This is a genomic window from Streptomyces sp. NPDC007025 (assembly GCF_042869455.1).
GTDB lineage: Bacteria > Actinomycetota > Actinomycetes > Streptomycetales > Streptomycetaceae > Streptomyces.
Window position 1 is genome coordinate 271,660 of record NZ_JBIAFT010000006.1, and the last position, 23,041, is coordinate 294,700.

The 23,041-nt window shown below is 72.6% G+C and carries 19 protein-coding genes; 11 read left to right on the forward strand and 8 right to left on the reverse strand.

The window, feature by feature from the left end:
* Positions 1–144 precede the first annotated feature (144 nt).
* A complete protein-coding gene (locus tag ACFYMO_RS14125) occupies positions 145–324 on the reverse strand; it encodes a hypothetical protein (RefSeq protein WP_366770244.1) in 180 nt (59 codons plus the stop codon).
* 239 nt (positions 325–563) lie between these two features.
* Here ACFYMO_RS14125 and ACFYMO_RS14130 point away from each other — a divergent pair, with 239 nt between their 5' ends.
* Positions 564–698, forward strand: coding sequence for a hypothetical protein (locus tag ACFYMO_RS14130; RefSeq protein WP_366770243.1), 135 nt, complete (start codon positions 564–566; stop codon positions 696–698).
* A gap of 438 nt (positions 699–1,136) precedes the next feature.
* On the opposite strand, the gene ACFYMO_RS14135 is transcribed toward ACFYMO_RS14130, so the two are convergent.
* Entirely contained in the window at positions 1,137–2,369 is a 1,233-nt protein-coding gene (locus ACFYMO_RS14135; RefSeq protein WP_366770242.1) for a helix-turn-helix domain-containing protein, read from the reverse strand.
* A gap of 252 nt (positions 2,370–2,621) precedes the next feature.
* Between ACFYMO_RS14135 and ACFYMO_RS14140 the strand changes: the two genes are divergently transcribed.
* The 3 genes from ACFYMO_RS14140 to ACFYMO_RS14150 all read left to right on the forward strand — a co-directional run bounded on the left by ACFYMO_RS14140 (position 2,622) and on the right by ACFYMO_RS14150 (position 5,735).
* Positions 2,622–3,548, forward strand: coding sequence for a proline dehydrogenase family protein (locus ACFYMO_RS14140; RefSeq protein WP_366770241.1), 927 nt, complete (start codon positions 2,622–2,624; stop codon positions 3,546–3,548).
* Between the two features lie 68 nt (positions 3,549–3,616).
* Positions 3,617–5,248 (forward strand): L-glutamate gamma-semialdehyde dehydrogenase, encoded by a 1,632-nt coding sequence (gene pruA / locus ACFYMO_RS14145; RefSeq protein WP_366770240.1) that lies wholly within the window; start codon positions 3,617–3,619, stop codon positions 5,246–5,248.
* Between the two features lie 358 nt (positions 5,249–5,606).
* Positions 5,607–5,735 (forward strand): hypothetical protein, encoded by a 129-nt coding sequence (locus tag ACFYMO_RS14150; protein ID WP_019355765.1) that lies wholly within the window; start codon positions 5,607–5,609, stop codon positions 5,733–5,735.
* A 106-nt stretch (positions 5,736–5,841) separates the two neighbouring features.
* Here ACFYMO_RS14150 and ACFYMO_RS14155 read toward each other — a convergent pair whose 3' ends face one another.
* Positions 5,842–7,458, reverse strand: a complete 1,617-nt coding sequence (locus tag ACFYMO_RS14155; protein WP_388546409.1) for a purple acid phosphatase family protein — start codon at positions 7,456–7,458, stop codon at positions 5,842–5,844.
* A gap of 150 nt (positions 7,459–7,608) precedes the next feature.
* On the opposite strand from ACFYMO_RS14155, the gene ACFYMO_RS14160 reads away from it, so the two are divergent.
* The 4 genes from ACFYMO_RS14160 to cimA all read left to right on the forward strand — a co-directional run bounded on the left by ACFYMO_RS14160 (position 7,609) and on the right by cimA (position 13,940).
* Positions 7,609–8,676, forward strand: coding sequence for a 3-isopropylmalate dehydrogenase (locus ACFYMO_RS14160; RefSeq protein WP_366770238.1), 1,068 nt, complete (start codon positions 7,609–7,611; stop codon positions 8,674–8,676).
* A 356-nt stretch (positions 8,677–9,032) separates the two neighbouring features.
* A complete protein-coding gene (locus ACFYMO_RS14165) occupies positions 9,033–10,139 on the forward strand; it encodes a branched-chain amino acid aminotransferase (RefSeq protein ID WP_366770237.1) in 1,107 nt (368 codons plus the stop codon).
* Between the two features lie 166 nt (positions 10,140–10,305).
* Positions 10,306–11,952 (forward strand): alkaline phosphatase D family protein, encoded by a 1,647-nt coding sequence (locus ACFYMO_RS14170; RefSeq protein WP_388546412.1) that lies wholly within the window; start codon positions 10,306–10,308, stop codon positions 11,950–11,952.
* 329 nt (positions 11,953–12,281) lie between these two features.
* Positions 12,282–13,940, forward strand: coding sequence for a citramalate synthase (cimA, locus tag ACFYMO_RS14175; RefSeq protein ID WP_388546415.1), 1,659 nt, complete (start codon positions 12,282–12,284; stop codon positions 13,938–13,940).
* Between the two features lie 19 nt (positions 13,941–13,959).
* Here cimA and ACFYMO_RS14180 read toward each other — a convergent pair whose 3' ends face one another.
* From ACFYMO_RS14180 to ureA, 4 genes are all read right to left on the reverse strand, one after another.
* Positions 13,960–14,598: a TetR/AcrR family transcriptional regulator gene (locus tag ACFYMO_RS14180; RefSeq protein WP_019355771.1), complete on the reverse strand. Its 639-nt coding sequence runs from the start codon at positions 14,596–14,598 to the stop codon at positions 13,960–13,962.
* Between the two features lie 134 nt (positions 14,599–14,732).
* The gene (locus tag ACFYMO_RS14185) at positions 14,733–15,770 is read right to left on the reverse strand and encodes an agmatine deiminase family protein (RefSeq protein ID WP_366770234.1); all 1,038 of its coding nucleotides are present in this window, start codon (positions 15,768–15,770) and stop codon (positions 14,733–14,735) included.
* A 115-nt stretch (positions 15,771–15,885) separates the two neighbouring features.
* Positions 15,886–17,607 carry an urease subunit alpha gene (locus tag ACFYMO_RS14190; protein ID WP_388546419.1) on the reverse strand — a complete coding sequence of 574 codons (1,722 nt, stop codon included), beginning with the start codon at positions 17,605–17,607 and terminating at the stop codon, positions 15,886–15,888.
* Complete coding sequence (gene ureA / locus ACFYMO_RS14195; RefSeq protein ID WP_366770232.1) at positions 17,604–18,407, reverse strand: urease subunit gamma; 804 nt, start codon at positions 18,405–18,407, stop codon at positions 17,604–17,606. Before ureA ends, ACFYMO_RS14190 begins: the two co-directional genes overlap by 4 nt.
* Before the next feature lie 182 nt (positions 18,408–18,589).
* On the opposite strand from ureA, the gene ACFYMO_RS14200 reads away from it, so the two are divergent.
* The 3 genes from ACFYMO_RS14200 (at position 18,590) to ACFYMO_RS14210 (ending at position 22,268) form a co-directional block, all read left to right on the forward strand.
* Entirely contained in the window at positions 18,590–20,080 is a 1,491-nt protein-coding gene (locus ACFYMO_RS14200; RefSeq protein WP_388546422.1) for a cytosine permease, read from the forward strand.
* A gap of 236 nt (positions 20,081–20,316) precedes the next feature.
* Complete coding sequence (locus ACFYMO_RS14205) at positions 20,317–21,939, forward strand: acyl-CoA carboxylase subunit beta (protein ID WP_366770230.1); 1,623 nt, start codon at positions 20,317–20,319, stop codon at positions 21,937–21,939.
* Positions 21,940–22,013: 74 nt separating this feature from the next.
* The gene (locus ACFYMO_RS14210; protein ID WP_366770229.1) at positions 22,014–22,268 is read left to right on the forward strand and encodes an acyl-CoA carboxylase epsilon subunit; all 255 of its coding nucleotides are present in this window, start codon (positions 22,014–22,016) and stop codon (positions 22,266–22,268) included.
* A gap of 138 nt (positions 22,269–22,406) precedes the next feature.
* Here ACFYMO_RS14210 and ACFYMO_RS14215 read toward each other — a convergent pair whose 3' ends face one another.
* Positions 22,407–22,622: a hypothetical protein gene (locus ACFYMO_RS14215; protein WP_366770228.1), complete on the reverse strand. Its 216-nt coding sequence runs from the start codon at positions 22,620–22,622 to the stop codon at positions 22,407–22,409.
* Positions 22,623–23,041 lie beyond the last annotated feature (419 nt).

Sequence of the window (23,041 nt, forward strand, 5' to 3'; positions counted from 1 at the left end):
TGGAAGGGGCCGCACGGAGACCGCGTGCGGCCCTCCGCCGTCCGGACCGCGCTCTGTTCCCGGCGCCGGATCCGCCACCGCGCCCGGCCGTGCAGTCGACCTCCGGGACGTCGCCCTCCGGACGGCTGCCGTCGGCGACTGGGTTCAGTTGCTTGCCCGGTAGCAGTTCATGAACCAGTGGGCGTCGAAATAGCGGGCCATCGTGCACGGGTGGTTCGGGTCGACGAGGATGCGGCAGACCGACTCGGCTGCCCGGCAGTCGGAGACGAGATCCTCGCCGTCGACGGACCGGACCACGACGGGCCGACGGGTCGGGGTCGTCACCGTCGGTCCTCCAGCAGTACAGCTCCTCGTGCTCCGTGCCCGCCCAGATGAGCAGCCCGTCCTCCCTGAGAGCCGTCCACGGCTCAGGGTTCAGGCTCAGGAAACCGTCGAAGGCGCCTTCGCCGAACGTCTCGACCATGCGCTTGTAGTCGCTCGGCACCGCGGTGCCCAGGCGCGACTCCACCTCCGCCCGGTCCACGTCCGGCCGCTGCGCGTGCCGGGTCCAGCCGGTGATCCGTATGAGCCGCCGCATCCAGTCGACGTCCTCGCCCGGAGCGACCGCCGAGGGTGCGGGCACCTCCCTGCGAGCGACCACCAGCACCGGCCGCTCGACCCCCGCCGTGTCCACCGCCGTACCCGCGCCGACCCACTGATCCCCGTACGCCCACGCCCGTATCGTCACGCCCCGGTTCCCGAAGGGGACGAGGAGAGCCGCGCCCCCGGACTCGTCGACCGCCGGATCGGTGAAGCCGTCGAGGACGAGGGTGCGCGGCGCGCCGTACCTGCTGCCGAGCAGGTCGGTCAGGTCCTGCGGATCCAGGTCGCCGGGCAGGTACGGACAGCCGTCCCGCGGGCCGTGCCGGGCCGGCGTGTCGTCGAGGGCCGATTGCGTGAGCTCCATGGAGGACAGTGAAGCGCACCGCACCGACAGCGGGCGTGGTCACAGATGTGTCCGACGGCGAACCGGCAGGTGCCGGACCCGACCCGTGGAGACCGCCACCGGAGGTGGCCGTTGTCGGCGGGACCGCGGATCCGGTCATCGGCTGCCGGCGAGCCGCTTCCCTCGGCGAAGCCGCGGATCCTGGTGGCGGTCACAGCCGGGCGGCCTTGAGCGCCATGTGCAGCAGCAGGCGGTCCTCGCCCTCGTCCAGATCCAGGCCGGTGAGGCGCTCGACCCGGGAGAGGCGGTAGTAGAGGGTCTGCCGGTGGATGCCGAGCGCGGCGGCGGCGCGGCCCGCCTGGCCCGCGCAGTCGAGGTAGACCTCGGCGGTGCGGGCCAGCTCGTGGTGGGTGGCGCGGAGGAGGTCCTGCACAGCGGGATCGGGTGCGGTGCCCGCGGTGCGGGGGATGCCGGTGAGCATCCGGTAGGGCCCGATGCCGTCCCACTCGGCCAGTGCGCCCGGCCGGGGTTCGGCCGCCGCGGTCCGGGCCGCGGCGCGGGCCTCGTACCAGGCCGCCGACAGGTCCGACAGTCCGCTGCGCGGGCTGCTCAGTCCGGCGGTCGGAGCCGGAGCCCCGCTCGCCGGGGCCGCGCTCCCGGTCCGGCCCGGCGCGCGCAGCAGCCGGTCGGCCGCCGACCGGGCCGCCTCCAGGCCGTGCGGGGTGCGCAGCCGTACGAGCGCGGCCAGCGTCCCGTCCCGCACGCACTGGGCCGCGAGCCGGGGGAGGGCGGCCGGGAGCGGGCCGCGGACCGCGGTCGCGTCCTCCTCCGGCCAGGGCAGCACCGCCACCAGCACCAGTGGCCCGTACGCGGTCTCGCCCAGTGCCGTCCGCAGCCCGGCGACCGCCTCGTCCCGTGCGGCCCCGCCGCGCTCGGCCAAGGCGGCGTGCAGCAGTTCCCCGGTCTGCTCCTCGGCGCGGGAGTCGGCGGCCAGCTGGGCGCCGGTGCGCTCGGCGACCGCCATCGCCGCGGCCAGCCGCGGGTCGGAGAGCTCCAGCGCCCCGTCGTCCAGCAGCCAGATGTAGCCGTGCACGACGCCCCGGTCGCGCACCGGCAGGCAGATGCGGCCGTGCACCAGGCCCGTTGCCGGGTCCGGCGGCACCTCCTGGCCGGAGACCGGGGGAGGGATGCGCACCGGGCCGCTCGCCCGGGCGATGCCGTAACTCTCGAAGAAGGCGCGCACGGCGGGGGTGGAGCGGCGCTGGAGGATGGTGCGGGTGCGCACCGGGTCCAGCGCGGGGCCGCCCTCCTGCCCCTCGTCGCCGTCGGCACCGCCCTCGTGCGCCCCGAAGGCGATCAGTGAGAAGTCCCGGCTCTCCAGCGTGGCCGGGGTGCCCAGCAACTGCGAGACCTCGTCGATCAGCGCCTGGTAGTCCTCGCGCATGCCGTGGCCTCCTGTGCCTCGCGCCGTGCCGTCTGTCACTCGCGGCCGTGCCGTACGGCGCTCGCCGCGGCGGTCCGCGTGCCCGCCGTTCCATTCTCATACATCTGTCTGAGAGCCGGACCACGGACGCGTGACACCTGTCGATGGCCCCCGTGGTGGCGCGATCCTTAACTTCTAGGTGGCTTCCGCGTCACGCCTCCGCTGCGCGTGCGCCATCGAGCCACCCGCAAGAAGACTCCGTGGAGGTGCCCCGTGCTGGGACCCGTGCTCCTCGCCGCCGCGCGCAGCGACAGCATCCGCCGCCTCGTCTCGGCCGCTCCGGTGACCCGCCCGATGGTGGACCGGTTCGTGGCAGGCGAGCGGCTCGATCCGTGTCTGGACTCCGTCGCGGCGCTGGCCGCGCGCGGCATGCAGGTGACCATCGACCACCTGGGCGAGGACATCACCGAACGGTCGGAAGCTCTCCGTAACCGCGACGCCTACCTCGCGCTGACCGACGCGCTGGCCGCCGCCGGGCTCGCGGAGCAGGCCGAGATGTCGGTCAAGCTCTCCGCCTTCGGCCAGGCGCTCCCGGGCGGGCACGACCTGGCGCACGACAACGTGCTGCCTGTCGTCGAGGCCGCTGCCGCCGCCGGGACGACCGTCACCCTCGACATGGAGGACCACACCACCGTCGACTCGACGCTCGCGATCCTCTCGCAGCTGCGCGAACGCTTCCCCGCTACCGGTGCCGTGGTCCAGTCGTACCTCTTCCGTACCGAGGAGGACTGCCACGCGCTCGCGGGCGAGGGCTCCCGGGTGCGGCTGGTCAAGGGCGCCTACAAGGAGCCCGCGGAGGTCGCCTTCCAGGACAAGCACGAGGTCGACCGGGCGTACGTGCGCTGTCTGAAGATCCTGATGGCCGGTGAGGGCTACCCGATGGTGGGCTCCCACGATCCCCGCATGGTGGCCATCGCCCAGAACCTGGCCGAGCGTTACGGTCGAAAGCGGGACGAGTACGAGTTCCAGATGCTCTACGGCATCCGCGCGGCCGAGCAGGAGCGGCTGGTCGCGGACGGGCACCGGATGCGCGTCTACGTTCCGTACGGCACCGACTGGTACGGATACTTCATGCGGCGGCTGGCGGAGCGCCCCGCGAACATGGGCTTCTTCCTGCGCTCGCTCGTCACCCGCAACTGAGAACACCGCATCCGGGCACCCGACCGGCGCCCCCACCGACCGTCCGAACCACGACCCGAGGAGCAACCGTGGACGCTGTGACCCAGGTCCCCGCCCCGTACAACGAGCCGGTGCACACCTACGCGCCCGGCAGCCCCGAGCGCGCGCGCCTGGAGGCCAAACTCAAGGAGCTTGGCGACAGCCCGCGCGAGCTGCCGATGACGATCGACGGCGTCAAGCGGATGGGCGGCGGCGAGCGTGTCGACGTGGTCCAGCCGCACAACCACCGGAAGGTCCTGGGCACCTACGCGACCGCCACCCGGCAGGACGCGCAGGACGCCGTCGACGCGGCGCTCGCCGCGGCCCCGGCCTGGCGCGCACTGTCCTTCGACGACCGGGCCGCGATCATCCTCAAGGCCGCCGAGCTGCTCTCCGGCCCCTGGCGCGAGACGATCGCCGCTTCCACCATGCTGGGCCAGTCCAAGACCGCGCAGCAGGCCGAGATCGACGCGCCCTGCGAGCTGATCGACTTCTGGCGCTTCAACGTGCACTTCGCCCGTGAGCTGATGACCGAGCAGCCGCTGGTCCAGCCCAACGGGATCTGGAACCGCATGGACCACCGCCCGCTGGAGGGCTTCGTCTACGCGATCACGCCGTTCAACTTCACCGCCATCGCGGGCAACCTGCCCACGGCCCCGGCGCTGATGGGCAACGTGGTCGTCTGGAAGCCGTCCCCCACCCAGACGCACTCCGCCGTGCTGCTCATGGAGCTGCTGGAGGAGGCCGGGCTGCCCAAGGGCGTCATCAACCTGGTGACCGGCGACGGCAAGGAGGTGTCCGAGGTCGCACTGCCGCACCCGGACCTGGCCGGCGTCCACTTCACCGGATCGACCGCCACCTTCCAGCACCTGTGGAAGTCCGTGGGCGAGAACATCACGAACTACAAGTCCTACCCGCGCATCGTCGGTGAGACCGGCGGCAAGGACTTCATCGTCGCCCACTCCTCGGCCGACCCGGCGGTGCTCAAGACCGCCATCACCCGGGGCGCTTTCGAGTACCAGGGCCAGAAGTGCTCCGCCGCCTCCCGCGCCTACCTGCCCCGCTCCCTGTGGGAGAGCGGCTTCAAGGACGACCTGGCCACCGAGGTGCGGGGGCTGTCCATGGGCGATGTGACGGACCTGTCGCACTTCATCGGCGCCGTCATCGACGACCGGGCCTTCGCCAAGAACAAGGCCGCCATCGACCGCGCCGCGGCCGATCCGTCCTGCGAGATCCTGGTCGGCGGCACCTGCGACGACAGCACCGGCTACTTCGTCTCGCCGACCGTCATCGTCTGCTCCGACCCGGAGAACGAGGTCTTCAAGGCCGAGTACTTCGGCCCGATCATCGCGGTCCACGTCTACGAGGACGAGAACTGGGACGCGATGCTGGACCAGATGGAGTCGGCCTCGGCCTACGCGCTGACCGGCGCCGTCCTGGCCAAGGACCGCGCGGTGCTGGCCGCCGCCTCGGAGAAGCTGCGGTTCGCCGCGGGCAACTTCTACCTCAACGACCGGCCCACCGGGTCCATCGTCGGCCAGCAGCCCTTCGGCGGTGCGCGGGCCTCGGGCACCAACGACAAGGCCGGCTCGAAGTTCAACCTGATCCGCTGGTCCTCGCCGCGCGCGATCAAGGAGACCCACGTCGCGCCGACCGACTACCGGTACCCGCACATGGGCTGACGCCCCCGTGGCCCCTGTGCGATGAGGGCCCGGCCCCCTTCTCCGCCCGTACGGAGGGGGCCGGGCCCGGCTCCTTTTCCGCTCGTCCCCCGGCTTTCCCCGGCCCGCAGCGACGGGTCCGGTGTGGGGCTCGTCTCAGATAGTAGGAAGCCCAACTATTTGGCGAGACATCACGGGCTCCGGCTCCTATCGTTGTAGGAAGCCGATCGTCCCGCTCGACCGAGCGCCTCGTGGGTGCGACACCGTGCGTCTCCGGCAGGTGATCCCTGCCGCACCGGTTGTCCCCGCGCCGTTGGCTGTCCGGCAGATCTCTCCTCGCGTCTTGCGTTCCACGCCGTGCAGAAGGAGTTGCATTCCCATGGCCACGCCCACAGCCACTCACGTCCCCGCCTCCCGCGTCCGCCGCTCCCGTGCCGCGGCCCGCCTCCGCGAGGAGGACCGCCGCAAGGCAGCCGAGGCCCTCCAGCGCGCCTTCGACCGCCGCTGAGCGACTGCCGCCGAGCGGCACGGGCCGGCGCTGCCGTGTCGCCGTCCGGCCGGGTCCGTGCTCCGCGGCCCTCCGCGGAGACGGTTCCCGGCCGCGGCGGGGAGCCTCAGCGGCGGCGCACCGCGAAATGGTCGATGCGCCGCCCCGTCTGCGCCCACGCCGTCACCGAGAGTGCCGGCCGAGGCCCGGGGCGGGACTCCACCGCGAGGAAGGAGAACCCGGTGTAGCGGACCCGGGACCACTCCACGCGGTCCCGCTCGGCGGTCCGCTCCCCGATCCAGCGGATTCCCGGGACGCTGTCACGCTCCCGGACGTGCCCCTCGTGGCTGTCCGGTGCCCGGAAGTCGTACAGCTCGCGCCCGCCCCCGCCCGCCGTGACGTACACGGTCCCGTCCGCGACCGGGTCGGTGGTCCCGCCGCTCCGCAGCGCGCGAGTGGGTCCGCCGCCGCGCAGCGGGTCGGTGCGCTCGTAGACATGGTTGTGTCCGTTGACCACGAGGTCGACGTGGTGCCGTTCGAAGAGCGTCGCCCATCTCTCCCGTACCCCGCCGTCCGAGCCGTGGGTGGCGGTCGAGTACGCGCAGTGGTGGAAGAAGACGACCACGAAGTCGACGCCCCGGCGGGCGCGCAGCCGCTCCAGGGTCCGCTCCAGCCACCGCGTCTGCGCTCCGCCGGTGCAGCCGCGGTTGGCCGGGATCTCGTAGGAGACGTCGTTGGCGTCCAGGGCCACCACGCCGACGTTCCCGTACACGAACGAGTAGATACCGGGCGCCCGCTCCGGGTCGGGCCCGTCGCCGGGCAGCGACCAGCGCGCGGTCTGGCCGCCGTAGCCGTCGGGCGAGTACCAGGCCTCCATGTCGTGGTTCCCGGTGGTCACCATCCACGGCACCCGGCGGGCCACCGGTTCGATCTGGGCGAGGAAGCGGTCCCACGTCCGCGCGTCGTAGCGGTCGGAGTCCTCGCCGTGCCCGGTCCCGTCGGCGTAGCAGATGTCGCCCGCGTGCAGATGGAAGGCCGGGTCCCGGTCGAGCAGGAGCCGGCCGGCGGTGCGTGCCTGGGGGCTGACGCCCTGGTCGCCGAAGGCGGTGAAGACGAAGGGCCGGGTGCCGCCGGCGGGGGCTGTGGTGAAGGAGTCCACGGCGTGTGACCGCGCGGGCGCCGCGGGGTCGAAGCCGTCGTGGCCGACGCCGTAGTAGTACGTCGTGCCCGGGCGCAGCCCCTCCAGGCCGACGTGCAGATAGAGCTGCTCGACACTCGGCAGCGCGCTGCTCAGCGCGGGGGTGTGCAGCGCGCGTACCTCCGCCGCCACCCTGCCGCCCAGGTCCCATGGTGTGGTGCCCACCCGCAGGTAGGGGCGCCGTACCGGGAGTGGTACCTGCCAGGAGATCCGCATCTGCGAGGCCGGGTCGGCGCCGAAGGCCAGGTGGCGGCCGAACGGCGCGACCAGCGCGCCGTCCACGGCGGTCCGGGGCGGCAGCGCCGCGCTGCCGCCGGGAGTGCTCCCGCCGTCGCGGAGCACCCCGGCGTCCGCGCGCAGCGCCGCGGCGCCCGCTGCCAGCAGTCCGCCGCCGCGCAGCGCCCCGCGCCTGGTCGGGCCGTTCGGCAGCACGGGACGGGCGCGGCGGCCGAGCTTCTCGCGCAGATAGGCGTGCTGCTCGGCCATGCTCATGCGGGCGGCGAGCCGAGCGGGCACGCCCAGGTCGGGCAGGTCGTTCGCGGCCATGGTGCCAAGGTCCCCACGGGGGCCAACTGGCGGGCGACAGCGGCGGATACGTCTGCTGAACAGTGTGCGTCAGTCGGTGCGGCCGCGGAGGTGGTCCGTCATGCGGACAGCCTTATGTCACAGCCTGGGACGGGGAGTAGTGTCTGGCGCATGTCTTCAGGAACGGCCTCCCGCACGGATCGCACCATCGACCTCGCAGTGATCTCCGGAGACGGAATCGGCCCGGAGGTCGTCGCCCAGGGCCTCAAGGTCCTCACCGCCGTCCTCCCGCCGGACGTCGCCCTGGAGACGCACGAATACGATCTCGGCGCCAAACGCTGGCATGCCACCGGGGAGACCCTCACCGACGAGGAGCTGGAGCGGCTCGCGGGGCACGACGCGATCCTGCTCGGCGCCATCGGCGACCCCGGCGTCCCCTCCGGGGTGCTGGAGCGCGGGCTGCTGCTCAAGCTGCGCTTCGCCTTCGACCACTTCGTCAACCTGCGTCCCTCCACGCTCTTCCCGAACACCGAGTCCCCGCTGGCGGGCCGCCCGGAGATCGACTTCGTCGTCGTCCGCGAGGGCACCGAGGGGCCTTACGTGGGCAACGGCGGCAGCATCCGCAAGGGCACCCCGCACGAGGTCGCCAACGAGGTCAGCGTCAACACCGCGTTCGGTGTGGAGCGGGTCGTGCGCGACGCGTTCGCCCGGGCGCAGGCGCGCCCGCGGAAGAAGCTCACCCTGGTGCACAAGAACAACGTGCTGGTGCACGCCGGCCACCTGTGGAAGGACACCTTCGACCGGGTCGGGCGCGAGTACCCCGAGGTGACGACCGACTATCTGCACGTCGACGCCGCCACGATCTTCATGGTGACCGACCCCGCGCGGTTCGACGTGATCGTCACCGACAACCTCTTCGGCGACATCATCACCGACCTCGCCGCCGCCGTCAGCGGCGGTATCGGGCTCGCGGCCTCGGGGAACATCAACCCCACCCGGCAGTTCCCGTCCATGTTCGAGCCTGTGCACGGGTCGGCGCCCGACATCGCGGGCAGCGGAAAGGCCGACCCGACCGCCACCGTGCTGTCCGTCGCCCTGCTGCTGCGCCACCTCGGCCACGAGGCCGAGGCCGCCCGTGTCGAGGCGGCCGTCACCGCGGATCTCGCCGAGCGGGACGCCGCTCCGGTCCGCACCACCGACGAGATCGGCGACGCGCTCGCGGCCCGCGTGGCCGGCTGAATCCGTCCGCGGAGCTCCGGCGGCGCCCCGGCACCGCCGGTCCCCGGGTTCCGGCCACACGCTGCCGGAGGCCGTCACTTCCCTGATCCGGCCCGTCCCGCCGTCGCGGCGGGACGGGCCGCCCTTGCATGCTCTCGCACCCCTGTCCGAAGGTGTTCGACCGGCGCGCGATAATCGGAGTGTGGACCACCCCGGGAGGCAGCTCCCGAGCCCCGGTACCGCGCTGTGGAGCGCGGTGGTGCCGGGGCGGCGGCGCGCTCGGAGCGACTGCGCCGCGAGGGCAGCCGCACCGGAGGCCCGTACCGGTGGGGAGCCCGGCCGCAGGGTCCGCAACGACACGAGCTAAGGACGCGGACATGACGACCCCCCGTATCGCATTCGACCTCGAACCGACCGCCGAGCCGCTCGGCGCCGCCGAGCGGGAGGCGGTGCTGGCGAACCCTGGTTTCGGGCGGTACTTCACCGACCACATGGTGACCATCCAGTGGACCGAGGGCCGCGGTTGGCACGACGCGCGGCTGCAGCCCTACGCTCCGCTGGAGATCGACCCGGCGAACATGACGCTGCACTACGCGCAGTCGATCTTCGAGGGGCTGAAGGCGTACCGGCAGCCCGACGGCTCGGTGAAGGTCTTCCGGCCGGACGCCAACGCCCGCCGCTTCCAGCGCAGTGCCCGCCGGCTGGCGATGCCCCAACTGCCCGTGGAGACCTTCGTCGAGGCGTGCGACCTGCTCGTGGGGCAGGACAGCGCGTGGGTGCCAGGCGGGGGCGAGGCGTCGCTGTATCTGCGGCCGTTCCTGTTCGCCACCGAGGTCGGGCTGGGAGTGCGGCCCGCGAACCGGTACACGTTCATGGTCATCGCGTCCCCGGCGGGCGCCTACTTCCCCGGCGGCGTCGAGCCCGTCTCGGTGTGGCTCTCCGAGGAGTACGTGCGCGCGGCGCCGGGCGGGACGGGTGAGGCCAAGTGCGCGGGCAACTACGCCGCCTCGCTGGTCGCCCAGGCGGAGGCCGCCGAGCACGGCTGCGACCAGGTGGTCTGGCTGGACGCGGTGGAGCGCCGCTACGTCGAGGAGATGGGGGGCATGAACCTCTACTTCGTCCAGGGCTCCGGCGCCGGCGCGCGGATCGTGACCCCGGAACTGACCGGGACGCTGCTCCCGGGCATCACCCGCGACTCGCTGCTGCAGATCGCCGCCGACCTCGGGTACGCGACGGGGGAGGTGCGGCTGACGACGGACGAATGGCGCGCGGGCAACGCCGACGGCTCGATCAGCGAGGTGTTCGCCTGCGGGACCGCCGCGGTGATCACGCCGGTCGGTCAGGTGAAGTCGGCGCGCGGTGAGTGGAAGGTCGGCGACGGCGGCGCCGGGGAGATCACGATGCGGCTCCGGGAGGCGCTGCTGGCGGTCCAGACCGGCCAGGCGGAGGACACGCACGGCTGGATGCACACCCTCGGTTCCTGACGGGTAGGTCCTCGCGGACATCGTGGGGCGTGTCACGGCAGGCCCGGAACCGACCTGACGTACATGTACCTGACATGCAGGGGTCGAACTTCCGTAGCCGAAGGGCCTTCTGGCAGCGCTGTCATGACGATGTCATCGACCGCCTCCCGGGAGGGCCGAGATCCAGATGCCGCGTCCCCAGCCGACCCAGCAGGATCAGGACAGCCAGCAGGAGATCAGACGGGCGGCGGCGGCACTGGGCCGCCGCCGCCTGCTGACCGTCACGGGCGCCGCCGCGGTGCTCGCCTTCACCACCGACCTGCCCGGCAGCGCACAGGCGGCCGAGGCGGACGCACGGACCGCCGTCCGCGCCGACCCCTTCACCCTGGGCGTCGCCTCCGGTGACCCGCAGCCCGGCTCCGTCGTGCTGTGGACGCGCCTCGCGCCTGAGCCCTACGAGCCCGGCAGCGGCCTGCCGAAGGCGCGGATCCCCGTCCGCTGGGAGCTGGCGCACGACCGCCGCTTCCGCCGCGTCGTGCGCCGCGGCACGGCCCTCGCACACCCCGAGCTGAACCATGCCGTGCATGTGGAGGCCGAGGGCCTGGGCGCCGACCGCGTGTACTACTACCGCTTTCGGGCGGGGAAGTGGCACAGCCCGGTGGGCCGCACCCGCACGGCACCGGCTCCCGGCGCCGACATCGGCGAGCTCCGGCTGGCCGCCGTCTCCTGCCAGGCGTACCACCACGGCTACTTCACCGCCCACCGGCACCTCGCCGAGGAGGACGTGGACCTGGTCCTCCACCTCGGCGACTACCTGTACGAGTACGCCGTCGACGCGCACGGCGGCGCCCGCGGGTACACCGACCGGGAGCTGCCCTCCCGCTTCGACCGGGAGACGGTCTCGCTGGAGGAGTACCGGCTGCGGTACGCGCTCTACAAGTCGGACCCCGATCTGCAGGCGGCGCACGCGGCGCACCCGTTCGTGGTCACCTGGGACGACCACGAGACGGAGAACAACTACGCGGACGACGTCCCCGAGGACGGCGGCTCCTCGGAGGACTTCCTGGTGCGCCGGGCGGCCGCCTACCGCGCGTACTGGGAGAACCTGCCGCTGCGCCGCCCCCAGCGGCCCAGGGGCCCGGACATGCGGCTCTACCGCAGGCTGCGGTTCGGCAGGCTGGCCCAGTTCGACATCCTCGACACCCGGCAGTACCGCTCGGACCAGGCGTACGGCGACGGCTGGCACCACCCGGGCCCGGAGTCGACGGACCCGGCCCGCACCATGGTCGGCGCCGCGCAGGAGCGCTGGCTGATCGACGGGTGGCGCGGCTCGGACGCCGTCTGGAACCTCGTTCCGCAGCAGGTCACCTTCTCCGAGCGGCGCAGCAACAGCACGTCCGCCTACAAGGTCAGCATGGACGCCTGGGACGGCGCCCCGGCCTCCCGCGACCGGCTGCTGGCGGGCGCCGAGGCGGCCGGGGTGGAGAATCTGATGGTGCTCACCGGAGACGTGCACAAGGGGTACGCCTACGACATCAAGCGGGACTTCGGCGACCAGGGCTCCCGCACCGTGGGGACCGAGATCGTGGCCACCTCCGTCACCAGCGGCAAGGACGGCGAGGACCGGCCCTCCAACTGGGAGGCCTATCTGGCGGCCAACCCGCACATGAAGTTCTACAACGGGCACCGGGGCTATGTGACCGTGCGGCTGGACAAGCGGCAGGCGCGGGCGGACTTCCGCACGGTCGCCGTCGTCACCGAGCCGGGAGCACCGGTGCGCACCGCCGCGTCCTTCGCCACCCGGGTCGGCGAGCAGGGCCTGCACGAGGTGTGAGCGGACTGGAGCCGACCGTCTGAGCGGCGGGTTTTCGCATCGTGAGACGGAAGGGGGCGCGGGGGGCGGGTTGTGCGAGACTTCCCCCGTGCCCTCGTTCGTCATGATTATTGGCAGCAGGCGCGCCGGTCCGCAGTGACCGACTGCCGTGGACGACCCGTACGGCAGCGGACACCGTGCCCCAGACCCGCGCGCAGACCTCTCGCACCCGCGAGGGGTTTTTTCGTTTTCCGGCCCACCTCAGCCGGAGCGGACGGCGCGAGGGATGATGGGGGCAAGTGGAGCGCTTCCTTCCGGAACCACTGAACCCAGCCCAGGAGCCACCAGCCATGACCTCCGACGCGGCAGGCGCCGCAGCAGCCACCGGCAGTCCGACGGGACCGCAGGCCCCCGACGACGGTTTCCACGTCTTCGACACCACTCTGCGCGACGGGGCGCAGCGCGAGGGCATCAACCTGACCGTCGCCGACAAGCTGACCATCGCCCGCCACCTCGACGAGTACGGGGTCGGCTTCATCGAGGGCGGCTGGCCGGGCGCCAACCCGCGCGACACCGAGTTCTTCGCCCGCGCCCCCCAGGAGATCGACTTCCGGCACGCACAGCTCGTCGCCTTCGGCTCCACCCGCAGGGCCGGCGTCCCCGCGCAGATCGACCCGCAGGTCCAGGCACTGCTGGACGCGAAGGCGCCGGTGGTCACGCTCGTCGCCAAGGCTCACGACCGCCACGTGGAGCTGGCGCTGCGCACCACGCTGGAGGAGAACCTGTCGATGATCGCCGAGACGGTCGGCCATCTGCGGGACCACGGCCGCCGGGTCTTCGTCGACTGCGAGCACTTCTTCGACGGCTACCAGGCCAACCCCCGCTACGCCGAGCAGGTCGTGCGCACCGCGCACGAGGCGGGCGCCGAAGTGGTCGTCCTCTGCGACACCAACGGCGGGATGATCCCCGCCCGGATCCAGGCCGTCGTCCGCACCGTGGCGGCCGACACCGGGGCCCGGCTGGGCATCCACGCGCAGGACGACACCGGATGCGCGGTCGCCAACACCCTGGCCGCCGTCGACGGCGGTGCCACCCACGTCCAGTGCACCGCCAACGGCTACGGCGAACGCGTCGGCAACGCCAACCTCTTCCCCGTCGTCGCCGCACTGGAGCTCAAGTACGGCAGGCGCGTGCTGCCCGAGGGCGCGCTCGCCGAGACCACCCGCATCTCGCACGCCATCGCCGAGGTCGTCAACCTGACCCCCGCCACCCACCAGCCCTACGTCGGCACCTCCGCCTTCGCCCACAAGGGCGGACTGCACGCCTCCGCGATCAAGATCGATCCGGACCTCTACCAGCACATCGACCCCGAACTCGTCGGCAACACCATGCGGATGCTCGTCTCCGACATGGCCGGGCGCGCCTCCGTCGAGCTCAAGGGCAAGGAGCTGGGCTACGACCTGAGCGGCGACCGGGAACTGGTCGGCCGGGTGGTCGAGCGGGTCAAGGAGCAGGAACTCAAGGGCTACACCTACGAAGCCGCCGACGCCTCCTTCGAACTGCTGCTCAGGGACGAGGTGCACGGCGGCGCCGCGGGAACCGCGCCGCGGTTCTTCCGGGCCGAGTCCTGGCGGGCCATCGTCGAGCAGCGGCCGGACGGCATGCAGGTCAACGAGGCAACGGTGAAGCTGTGGGCCAAGGGCGAGCGCATCGTCGTCACCGGGGAGGGCAACGGGCCCGTGGACGCGCTGGACCGGGCTCTGCGGGCCGGACTGGAGCGCATCCACCCCGCACTGGCCCGGCTGAACCTGGTCGACTACAAGGTCCGTATCCTGGAGGGCGCGCACGGCACCTCCTCCACCACCCGGGTGCTGCTGTCGATGAGCGACGGCAGCGGGGAGTGGACGACGGTCGGCGTGGGCGACAACGTCATCGCCGCCTCCTGGCAGGCGCTGGACGACGGCTACACCTACGGGCTGCTGCGCGCCGGGGCCGAGGCGCACGACTGACCGCGCCCGGCACCGACGGTCAGCCCGCCGCGGGGGCCAGGGACTGGTCGAAGTGGTCGCGGACGTGGCCCAGGACCAGCTCCCTGTCCACCCCCGGCAGGCCCACCACCAGGTGGGTGCCGAAGCCGTCCAGGAGGGCCCGGGTGCGGGTGGCGAAGCGGTCCGCGTCCACCGCGGCGAACTCGCCCCGGCCCGCGCCCTCCACCAGCAGCGCCACCAGGTCCCGGTGCCAGCTCAGCTCCAGTTCGAGCTGCCGGGCGCGCATCTCGTCGTCACCGGACTGGGACCGGTTCCACACCTCCAGCCACAGCGCCCAGTGCGGGTCGCGGTGGCCCTCCGGCAGATAGAGCGCCACCAGCGCGTCCAGCCGCTCGCGCGCGGGCACCCGGCGGGCGAGGGCGGCCCGCCGCGCCGAGCCCAGCTGCTCCTCGCTCCACTGCAGGGTCTGCAGCAGCAACTCGTCCTTGGTCTTGAAGTAGTAGACGAGATGGCCGCTGCTCATACCGACCTCGCGGCCGAGCGCCGCCATCGTCAGCCGGTCCAGGCCGCGTTCGGCGATCATCTCCATGGCGGTGGCCAGCAGCTGCTCCCGGGGCTGGGCAGCCCGCCGCCTGCCCCCGTCGGGGCGCTCGCGGTTGCCTCCGGTCCGTGCGACCACCGCCGTGCTCCTCCCTCGGACTGTGCGCCCGGCGGCGCCGGGCGGTGCCGCCGGCGCCCTCGGCTGCCGGCCGTTCAGCCTAACCGGGCCCGGCCGCACCGGTGCCGGGTCCCGGACTCCGGTCGCCGGCCGGGTCAGACCCGCGGCTGCTGCTGGGTGATGCAGTGGATGCCGCCCCCCGCGGCGAAGACGGTGCGCGCGTCCACCAGCGTGACCGTGCGCCGCGGGAAGAGCCGGCGGAAGATCCCGGCGGCGTGCTCGTCGCGCGGATCGCCGAACCCGCACAGCACGACCCCGCCGTTGCACAGGTAGTGGTTGACGTAGCTGTAGTCGACCGGTTCGCCGTCCGCCGTGTGTGTCACCGTCGGCGCGGGCAGCTCGACGACCTCCAGCCGCCTGCCCCGCGCGTCGGTGGCCGACCGCAGCAGCTTGACCGTCTCGGCGCACAGTTCGTGGTCGGGGTGCGCGGGGTCGGGCTGGGTGTGGGCCACCACCACGCCCGGGGCGGCGAAGGCGGCCACCAGGTCGACATGTCCGCGGGTGCCGTAGGTGCCGTAGTCGGCGGTCAGTCCGCGGGGCAGCCAGACCGCCTTGCGGGTGCCCAGCCGCGCGTGCACCTCCGCCTCGACCTCCTCGTGCGTCCAGCCCGGATTGCGCTCGGGGCCCAGCTGGACGGTCTCGGTGAGCAGCACCGTCCCCGCGCCGTCCACATGGATGCCGCCGCCCTCGTTCACCAGCCGCGAGGTGTGCACCGCGGCGCCCGAGCGTTCGGCCACGGCCGCGCCGATCTGCGCGTCCCGCTCCCACCGGGCCCAGGACTGGGCGCCCCAGCCGTTGAACGTCCAGTCCACGGCTGCCAGCCGGCCGCCCTGGGTGACGAACGTCGGCCCGATGTCCCGCATCCAGGCGTCGTCCAGCGGCTCGGCGACCACCTCGATGTCCGGGCCGAGCTGCTGCCGGGCGGCTGCCGCGTCGGTGGGCGAGGCGACCATCGTGACCGGCTCGAAGCGGCGCACGGCGCGGGCCACCGACGCCCAGGCAGCGCGTGCCCCGGCCAGCACCGCCGGGTCCTCGAACGTCGGGTTGGCGCCCGGCCAGGCCATCCAGGTGCGCTCGTGCGGCGCCCACTCGGGCGGCATGACAGGGGCAGCAGCGGACGTGGAGGTGCTCATGGAGGCGGCTTCCTTGCGGTGGTCGGCGGTCGATCGTGCCGCGGGTGCGGCCAGAGCGGTCGGGGCGGTCGGGGGTGCTGTCGGAGGAGGGCCGGACGAAGGACCGGAGGGAGGGTCAGAGGAAGTAGAGGCGGTTGAGCGAGACCCGCTCGGCCGGGTCGGAGCGCAGCGGCTCACCGTCCAGCGTCACCAGCCCGCTGTGCTGGTCGACCTCGACCGAGCCCAGCCGGGCGTTGTGCACCAGGTCGGCCGGACCGATTCCGCGGGTGCCCCGCACGGCGACCCGGCGACGGCGGGTCGGCAGGGTGTCCGCGCCGCGTTCGGCCGCGGCCGCGGAGACGAAGGCGACGGACAACTCGGCGGGCGCCGCCCCGTGCGCCCCGAACTGCGGTCCCAGCACCAGCGGTTCGCTGGTGTCGGTCGCCGCGTTGGGGTCGCCGGTGACACCCCAGGCGGGAAAGCCGGACTTGAGGACGAGCTGCGGCTTGGCACCGAAGTAGGCGGGGTGCCACAGCACGATGTCCGCCATCTTGCCCGGCTCCAGCGAGCCGATCTCGTGCGCGAGGCCGTGCGCCAGGGCCGGGTTGAGGGTGAGCTTGGCGATGTAGCGCAGCACGCGTGCGTTGTCATCGGCGTCATCGGCGTCCCCGGTACCGGCGCCGGGGACCGTCGCGCAGTCCGCCAGCGGTCCGCGTTCGGCCTTGAGCTTGGCCGCCATCTGGAAGGTGCGCCGCACGGTCTCGCCCGCGCGTCCCATGCCCTGCGCATCGGAGGAGGTGACGCCGATGGCGCCCAGGTCGTGCAGGACGTCCTCGGCGCCCATGGTGCCCGCGCGGATCCGGTCGCGGGCCATGGCCGCGTCGCCGGGCAGGTCCGTCTTCAGGTCGTGCACCGAGACGATCATGCCGTAGTGCTCGGCGACCGCGTCCCGGCCGAAGGGCAGTGTGGGATTGGTCGAGGAGCCGATGACGTTGGGCACGCCCGCCATCCGCAGCACGTTCGGGACGTGGCCGCCGCCGCAGCCCTCGATGTGGAACGCGTGGATGGTGCGCCCTTCCAGCACGGCGAGGGTGTCCTCGACGGCCAGCGCCTCGTTCAGCCCGTCGCTGTGCAGCGCGACCTGGACGTCGTACTCCTCGGCCACCCGCAGCGCGGTGTCCAGCGCCCGATGGTGCGCCCCCATGTCCTCGTGCACCTTGAAGCCGCAGGCACCGCCCTCGGCGAGCGCCTCCACCAGCGGCGCGGGATGCGAGGAGGAGCCGCGGCCCAGAAAGCCGATGTTGACCGGCCAGGCGTCGAACGCGGAGAAGGCGTGCCGCAGCGCCCAGGGCGAGTTGACCCCCACCCCCCACACCGGGCCGAACTCCTGGCCGATGATCGTCGTGGTGCCGGACGACAGGGACGCCTCCATGATGCGCGGGGAGAGCAGGTGGACATGGGTGTCCACGGCGCCGGCGGTGGCGATCAGCCCCTCGCCGGAGACGATCGAGGTGCCGGTGCCCACGACGACGTCCACACCGTCGACGGTGTCCGGGTTGCCCGCGCGTCCGATCGCGTGGATCCGGCCCTCCCGGATCCCGATCGACACCTTCCGGATGCCCTGCACGGCGTCGATCACCAGCACGTTGCTGATCACCACGTCGCACGTCTCGCGGACGGCGGCCGCCTTGAGATGCAGCCCGTCCCGGGCCGTCTTGCCGAACCCGGCCAGGAATTCGTCCCCCGGCTGCTGGGAGTCGGACTCGACCCGGACGACGAGTCCGGTGTCGCCCAGCCGCACCCGGTCGCCCTGCCGCGGTCCGTGCACCGCCGCGTACTCGCGTGCGTCCCCGCTCATGCCTCTCCCTCCTCGCGGCGCGCCTCGGAGTCGGCCGCGCCCAGATATCCGCAGGCCGCCGCGCGCCGCAGCGCCTCAGCGCGGGCCCCGGGCGCGTCCAGCGGCCCGTCCACCAGGCCGGCGAAACCGATGGCGATCCGGTCGCCACCCAGCGGCACCAGCTCCACCGTGCGGATACCGCCCGGATCGAAGCGCACCGAGGAACCGGCCGGGACCGCGAGCCGCATGCCGTAGGCGGTGGCACGGTCGAACTCCAGCCGCGGATTGGCTTCGAAGAAGTGGAAGTGCGAGGTCACGCTGACCGGTACCGCCGCGGTGTTGCGCACGGTCAGCGACAGCGCGGCCGGTCGCGGCGCGTAGGCGGCGTCGGTGCCCTCGTCCGGCCCGGCGGGCAGCACGGCGCCGGGGGCCGCGTCCGCGCCCGCTCCGTCCGGGGCTCCGGTGCGGTGCCCGGCCGGGGCGCCGGTGCCGGTGGAGTCACCGGCACCGGCGCCGGGGGAGCGGAGCGGGAAGGGGAGCACGGCCAGCCGGGAGCCGTCCTCGAAGACGGCCTCCACCTGGATCTCGGTCAGCATGTCGGCCACGCCGGGCAGCACGTCCTCGGGGCCCAGCGCGGCGCGGCCGGCCGCGATGGCCTCGGCGAGCCGGAGCCCGTCGCGGGCCGCCTCGCAGACGGTGTCGGCGATCAGCGCCGTGGCCTCCGGCACGTTCAGCCGCAGCCCTCGGGCCCGCCTGGCCCGCGCCAGCTCGGCCGTGCCGAATATCAGCAGGCGGTCTCGTTCGGTCGGACCCAGCCGCACGCTCTCCCCACCTTCCGGTCGTGGTGCATGACGCCGGCCGTGCCGGACGTCACCTGTATCCGGCCAGCATTTAGAGCAGCACTCAAATAGTCAAGTCTCTGCATCGATCATTGACCGGGTGGCTTGGGATGTATCAGATTGAGCGTTGCTCAAACCAATGCCAGGACCCTCCAGGGAGCACCATGCAGATCGAGCAGCACGGCGTCGATGTCATCCCCGAAGCGGAACGCACCAGCAGTCCCCGCGACATCGTGAGCTTCCTCATCGGATCGAATCTGGCGCTCGGCGTCGTCATCTTCGGCTGGCTGCCGGTCTCCTTCGGACTCGGCTTCTGGCCCGCCGTCACCTCGCTGGTGGCCGGAACCCTGGTCGGCACGGTGCTCGTCGCCCCGCTCGCGCTGGTCTCGCTGCGCACCGCGACCAACCTCTCGACCAGCAGTGGCGCCCAGTTCGGAGTGCGCGGCAGGCTGCTGGGCTCCGCGATCGGGCTGCTGCTCTCGCTCGGCTACACCGCGCTCACCCTGTGGGTCGGCGGCGACGCCATGGTCGGCTCACTCGCCCGGCTCTTCGGCCTGCCGGACTCGGCGGCCGGATACGCGCTCGTCTACGCAGTGCTCGCCGTGTGCACCGCCGGGTGCGCCGTCTACGGCTACAAGCTGCTGCTGCGGCTGAGCCGCGTCCTCGCCCTCGGCATGACCGCGCTGCTGATCGTCGGGGTGTTCGCCTACGCGCCGCACTTCACCACCCAGGCGCCCGTCGGCACCTCGTACCTGCTCGGCGACTTCTGGACGACCTGGCTGCTGTCGGTCGTGGCGGCCGGACTCAGCGGTCCGATCGCCTTCATCACCCTGCTGGGCGACTACACCCGCTACATGTCACCGGCCCGCCACTCCTCCCGCCGGGTCTACCTCACCACCTGCGTCGGACTCGTGGCCGGGCTGCTGATCCCCCAGCTCTTCGGCACGTTCACCGCGGTCGCCGTCGGTGCGGCCACCGACTACGCGGGACCGCTCGTGCGGGAGGCGCCGTTCTGGTTCCTGGTGCCGCTGCTGCTCGCGGCCTCGTTCGGCTCCGTCGGCAACGCCGGACTGATGCTCTACTCGATGGGGCTCGACCTGGACGCCATCCTCCCCCGCACCACCCGCACCCGGGCCACCTACACCGTGGCGGCCCTGGCGACCGCCCTCGTCTTCCTCGGCCACTTCGTCTGGGACGCGCAGGACGCGATGACCTCGTTCGTGCTGCTGCTCACCGCCGTGGGGACCCCCTGGGCGGTGATCGTCCTGATCGGGCACGCGCGCTGCCGGGGGAGCTACGACGCGGAGGCGCTGCAGGTCCTCAACCGACGCTCGGTGGGCGGCCGCTACTGGTACACCGCGGGCTGGCACCTGCGAGCCGCGCTGGCCTGGGCCGTCGGTTCCGCTGTCGGACTGCTGGCCGTCGACACGCCTCTCTACACCGGCCCGCTCGTCCCGCACCTGGGCGGGTTCGACCTCAGCTTCCTCCTCTCGGCCGCCGTGTCGGCCACTGCGTTCCTCCTCCTGGCGGAGGGCCGGGCGGCGGCCGGCCTGGGCGCCGCCGCCCCCGGCGGGCCGTCCACGGCGGATGCGCCGGATGCGCCGGGAGCGACGGCGCGCGACCGGGGCCCGGCAGCGGTCGCGCCGCGGCCCTGACCCCGTTCCGCCGGGCGCGCCGGGCGCGCCGGGCGCCCGGCGGCCCCGGCCGGGCGGCAGAACCGCCGGTCGGGAAGCTGTGGGGACTCCACAGCACGCCAGTCCGGGCATGGGAGAGTTCCCTGCTCACCGGCCGCGCTACGGCAAGGTTCTGTCCAGCGCTGCCATGAAAACGCCACGGAGACTGTACGAATCTGACGACGGTGATCGGCGCCCGGGTTTCGTAGGGTCTATACATGACCGATCTGTCCCAGCCGTCGCCCCAGGCCGAGCAGGCCCCGCCCGGTTCGCCCGGTTCCGTTCCGGCGCAGGACACGCGCGGCCGTGTCGCCGAACTGCACGCGATCCGTGCGCAGGCGCACCGAGGCCCCAGCGGGCGGGCGACCGAGGCCCAGCACGCGAAAGGCAAGCTGACCGCCCGCGAGCGGATCGAACTGCTCCTGGACGAGGGCAGCTTCCGCGAGATCGAGCCGCTGCGCCGGCACCGCGCCACGGGCTTCGGCCTGGAGGAGAAGAAGCCCTACACCGACGGTGTGATCACCGGCTGGGGCACCGTGCACGGCCGGACCGTCTTCGTCTACGCGCACGACTTCCGGATCTTCGGCGGCGCGCTGGGCGAGGCCCACGCCACCAAGATCCACAAGCTGATGGACAAGGCCATCGCGGCAGGTGCCCCGCTGGTCTCCCTCAACGACGGCGCCGGCGCCCGCATCCAGGAGGGTGTCGCGGCGCTGGCCGGCTACGGCGGCATCTTCCAGCGCAACACCAAGGCGTCCGGGGTCATCCCGCAGATCAGCGTGATGCTCGGCCCGTGCGCGGGCGGCGCCGCCTACAGCCCGGCGCTGACCGACTTCGTCTTCATGGTCCGCGACACCTCGCAGATGTTCATCACCGGGCCCGACGTGGTCCAGGCGGTGACCGGGGCCGAGGTGAGCCAGGACGGTCTGGGCGGCGCCGATGTGCACGCGGCGACCTCCGGCGTGGCGCACTTCGCCTACGACGACGAGGAGACCTGCCTGGAGGAGGTGCGCTACCTCCTCTCGCTGCTGCCGCAGAACAACCGGGAGAACCCGCCCTCCGAGCCCACGGACGACCCGGCCGACCGGCGCGGTGAAGCCCTGCTGGACCTGGTGCCCGCCGACGGCAACCGCCCGTACGACATGCGCAAGGTGATCGAGGAACTCGTCGACGACGGCGACTTCCTGGAGGTGCACGAGCGCTGGGCGACCAACATCATCTGCACCCTGGCACGGATGGACGGCGAGGTCGTCGGCATCGTCGCCAACCAGCCGCAGTCGCTCGCCGGCGTGCTGGACATCGAGGCCAGCGAGAAGGCGGCCCGCTTCGTGCAGATGTGCGACGCTTTCAACATCCCGATCCTCACCCTGCTGGACGTCCCCGGCTTCCTCCCCGGCGTCGACCAGGAGCACGGCGGCATCATCCGGCACGGCGCCAAGCTGCTGTACGCCTACTGCAACGCCACCGTGCCGCGTATCTCCGTCGTCCTGCGCAAGGCGTACGGCGGGGCCTACATCGTGATGGACAGCCAGTCCATCGGCGCCGACCTGACGTTCGCCTGGCCGACCAACGAGATCGCGGTGATGGGCGCCGAGGGCGCCGCCAACGTCATCTTCCGCAAGCAGATCGCCGCGGCCGACGACCCCGAGGCCATGCGCACCCGCATGGTCAAGGAGTACAAGGCCGAGCTGATGCACCCCTACTACGCCGCCGAGCGCGGCCTGGTGGACGACGTCATCGACCCGGTCGAGACCCGCGAGGTGCTCGTACGGTCCCTGGCGATGCTGCGCAGCAAGCACGCAGACCTGCCGTCACGCAAGCACGGCAACCCCCCGCAGTGACCCAGCGGGCGCCGGTGCACACCGCGGCGGCGCCCTGGGAACCGCACAGCAATCCGGCAGTGATGGGAGCACAGATGAACGAGAGCCTGAAGGAGCCTGGCAGTACGGGTCCGCTGACCGCCGAGGCGAACAGCGTCGTGCGGGTGGAGAAGGGGCGGGCCAACGCGGAGGAACTGGCCGCGGTCACCGCGCTGCTGCTCGCCCGCGCCGCCTCGACCCGCGCCGGGGAGCCGCAGTTCGCCGCCCGCCGCGGCCGCCCGAGCAAGGCGGGATGGCGCCGGCTGGAGCGCCAGCACGGCTTCCGCGCCCCGCACAGCTGGCAGGGCTAGTCGTCGTTCCACGCGCTGCTCCGTGAGCAGCCGCCACGCGGGGACGACGACGGCGCGTGCCGGAATCCCGGGACAGGATTCCGGCACGCGCCGTCGTGCGGTTGCGCAGTTCTTCGTGCGGGTGCGCGGGGCGGCGGATCAGCCCGCCGGGGCGTCCACCAGGGTGGTGCGGCGGGGATTGGCGGTCCGCTCCGGCAGTGCGGCTGCCGCTTCGTGCGCCTCCGGGGTCTCGGCGGGTCCGCCCACCGAGCCGTCGAGGGTGCCGGCGTCGCCGACCGGGTCGGCGTCCTTCAGGTGTGCCAGGGTGGTGCGCCGCGGGTTCGCTATGTTCCGCATGGTCGCTGTGGACTTCACTGGGGCCCTTACCTCGCTCGGCTTGTCATTTCAACGTGGTATGTAAACGCCGAGGGTAGGCCCGCCATTCCCCACTGGAACGTGATCTAGGCAACGTCCGGCCTGTGATTTTCCTCACGGGTCTGTGACCAAAACGGACATAAGTAGTCGTTGAATCCGGATGCGTAATCGGACACAGGTGGGCCAAGGGGGCAATGTGCCCGTAGGTCCGAGCGCACGGGCGTGTTGTGCTCGCACCGGAACCGGTGGGTCCGATCCGCAGAAATCCGGCATTTCGCGGCGTGGATATCGCGTTCAGTACCGGGTCGAACGCACGCCGTAATCGACACCCAAGGGTTATCCACAGACCTTGTTGGAGATCCTGCACTGTGCTGGAATTCCACGGACCGCCGTAGGACGAAACAGACCGGAGCGCGTCG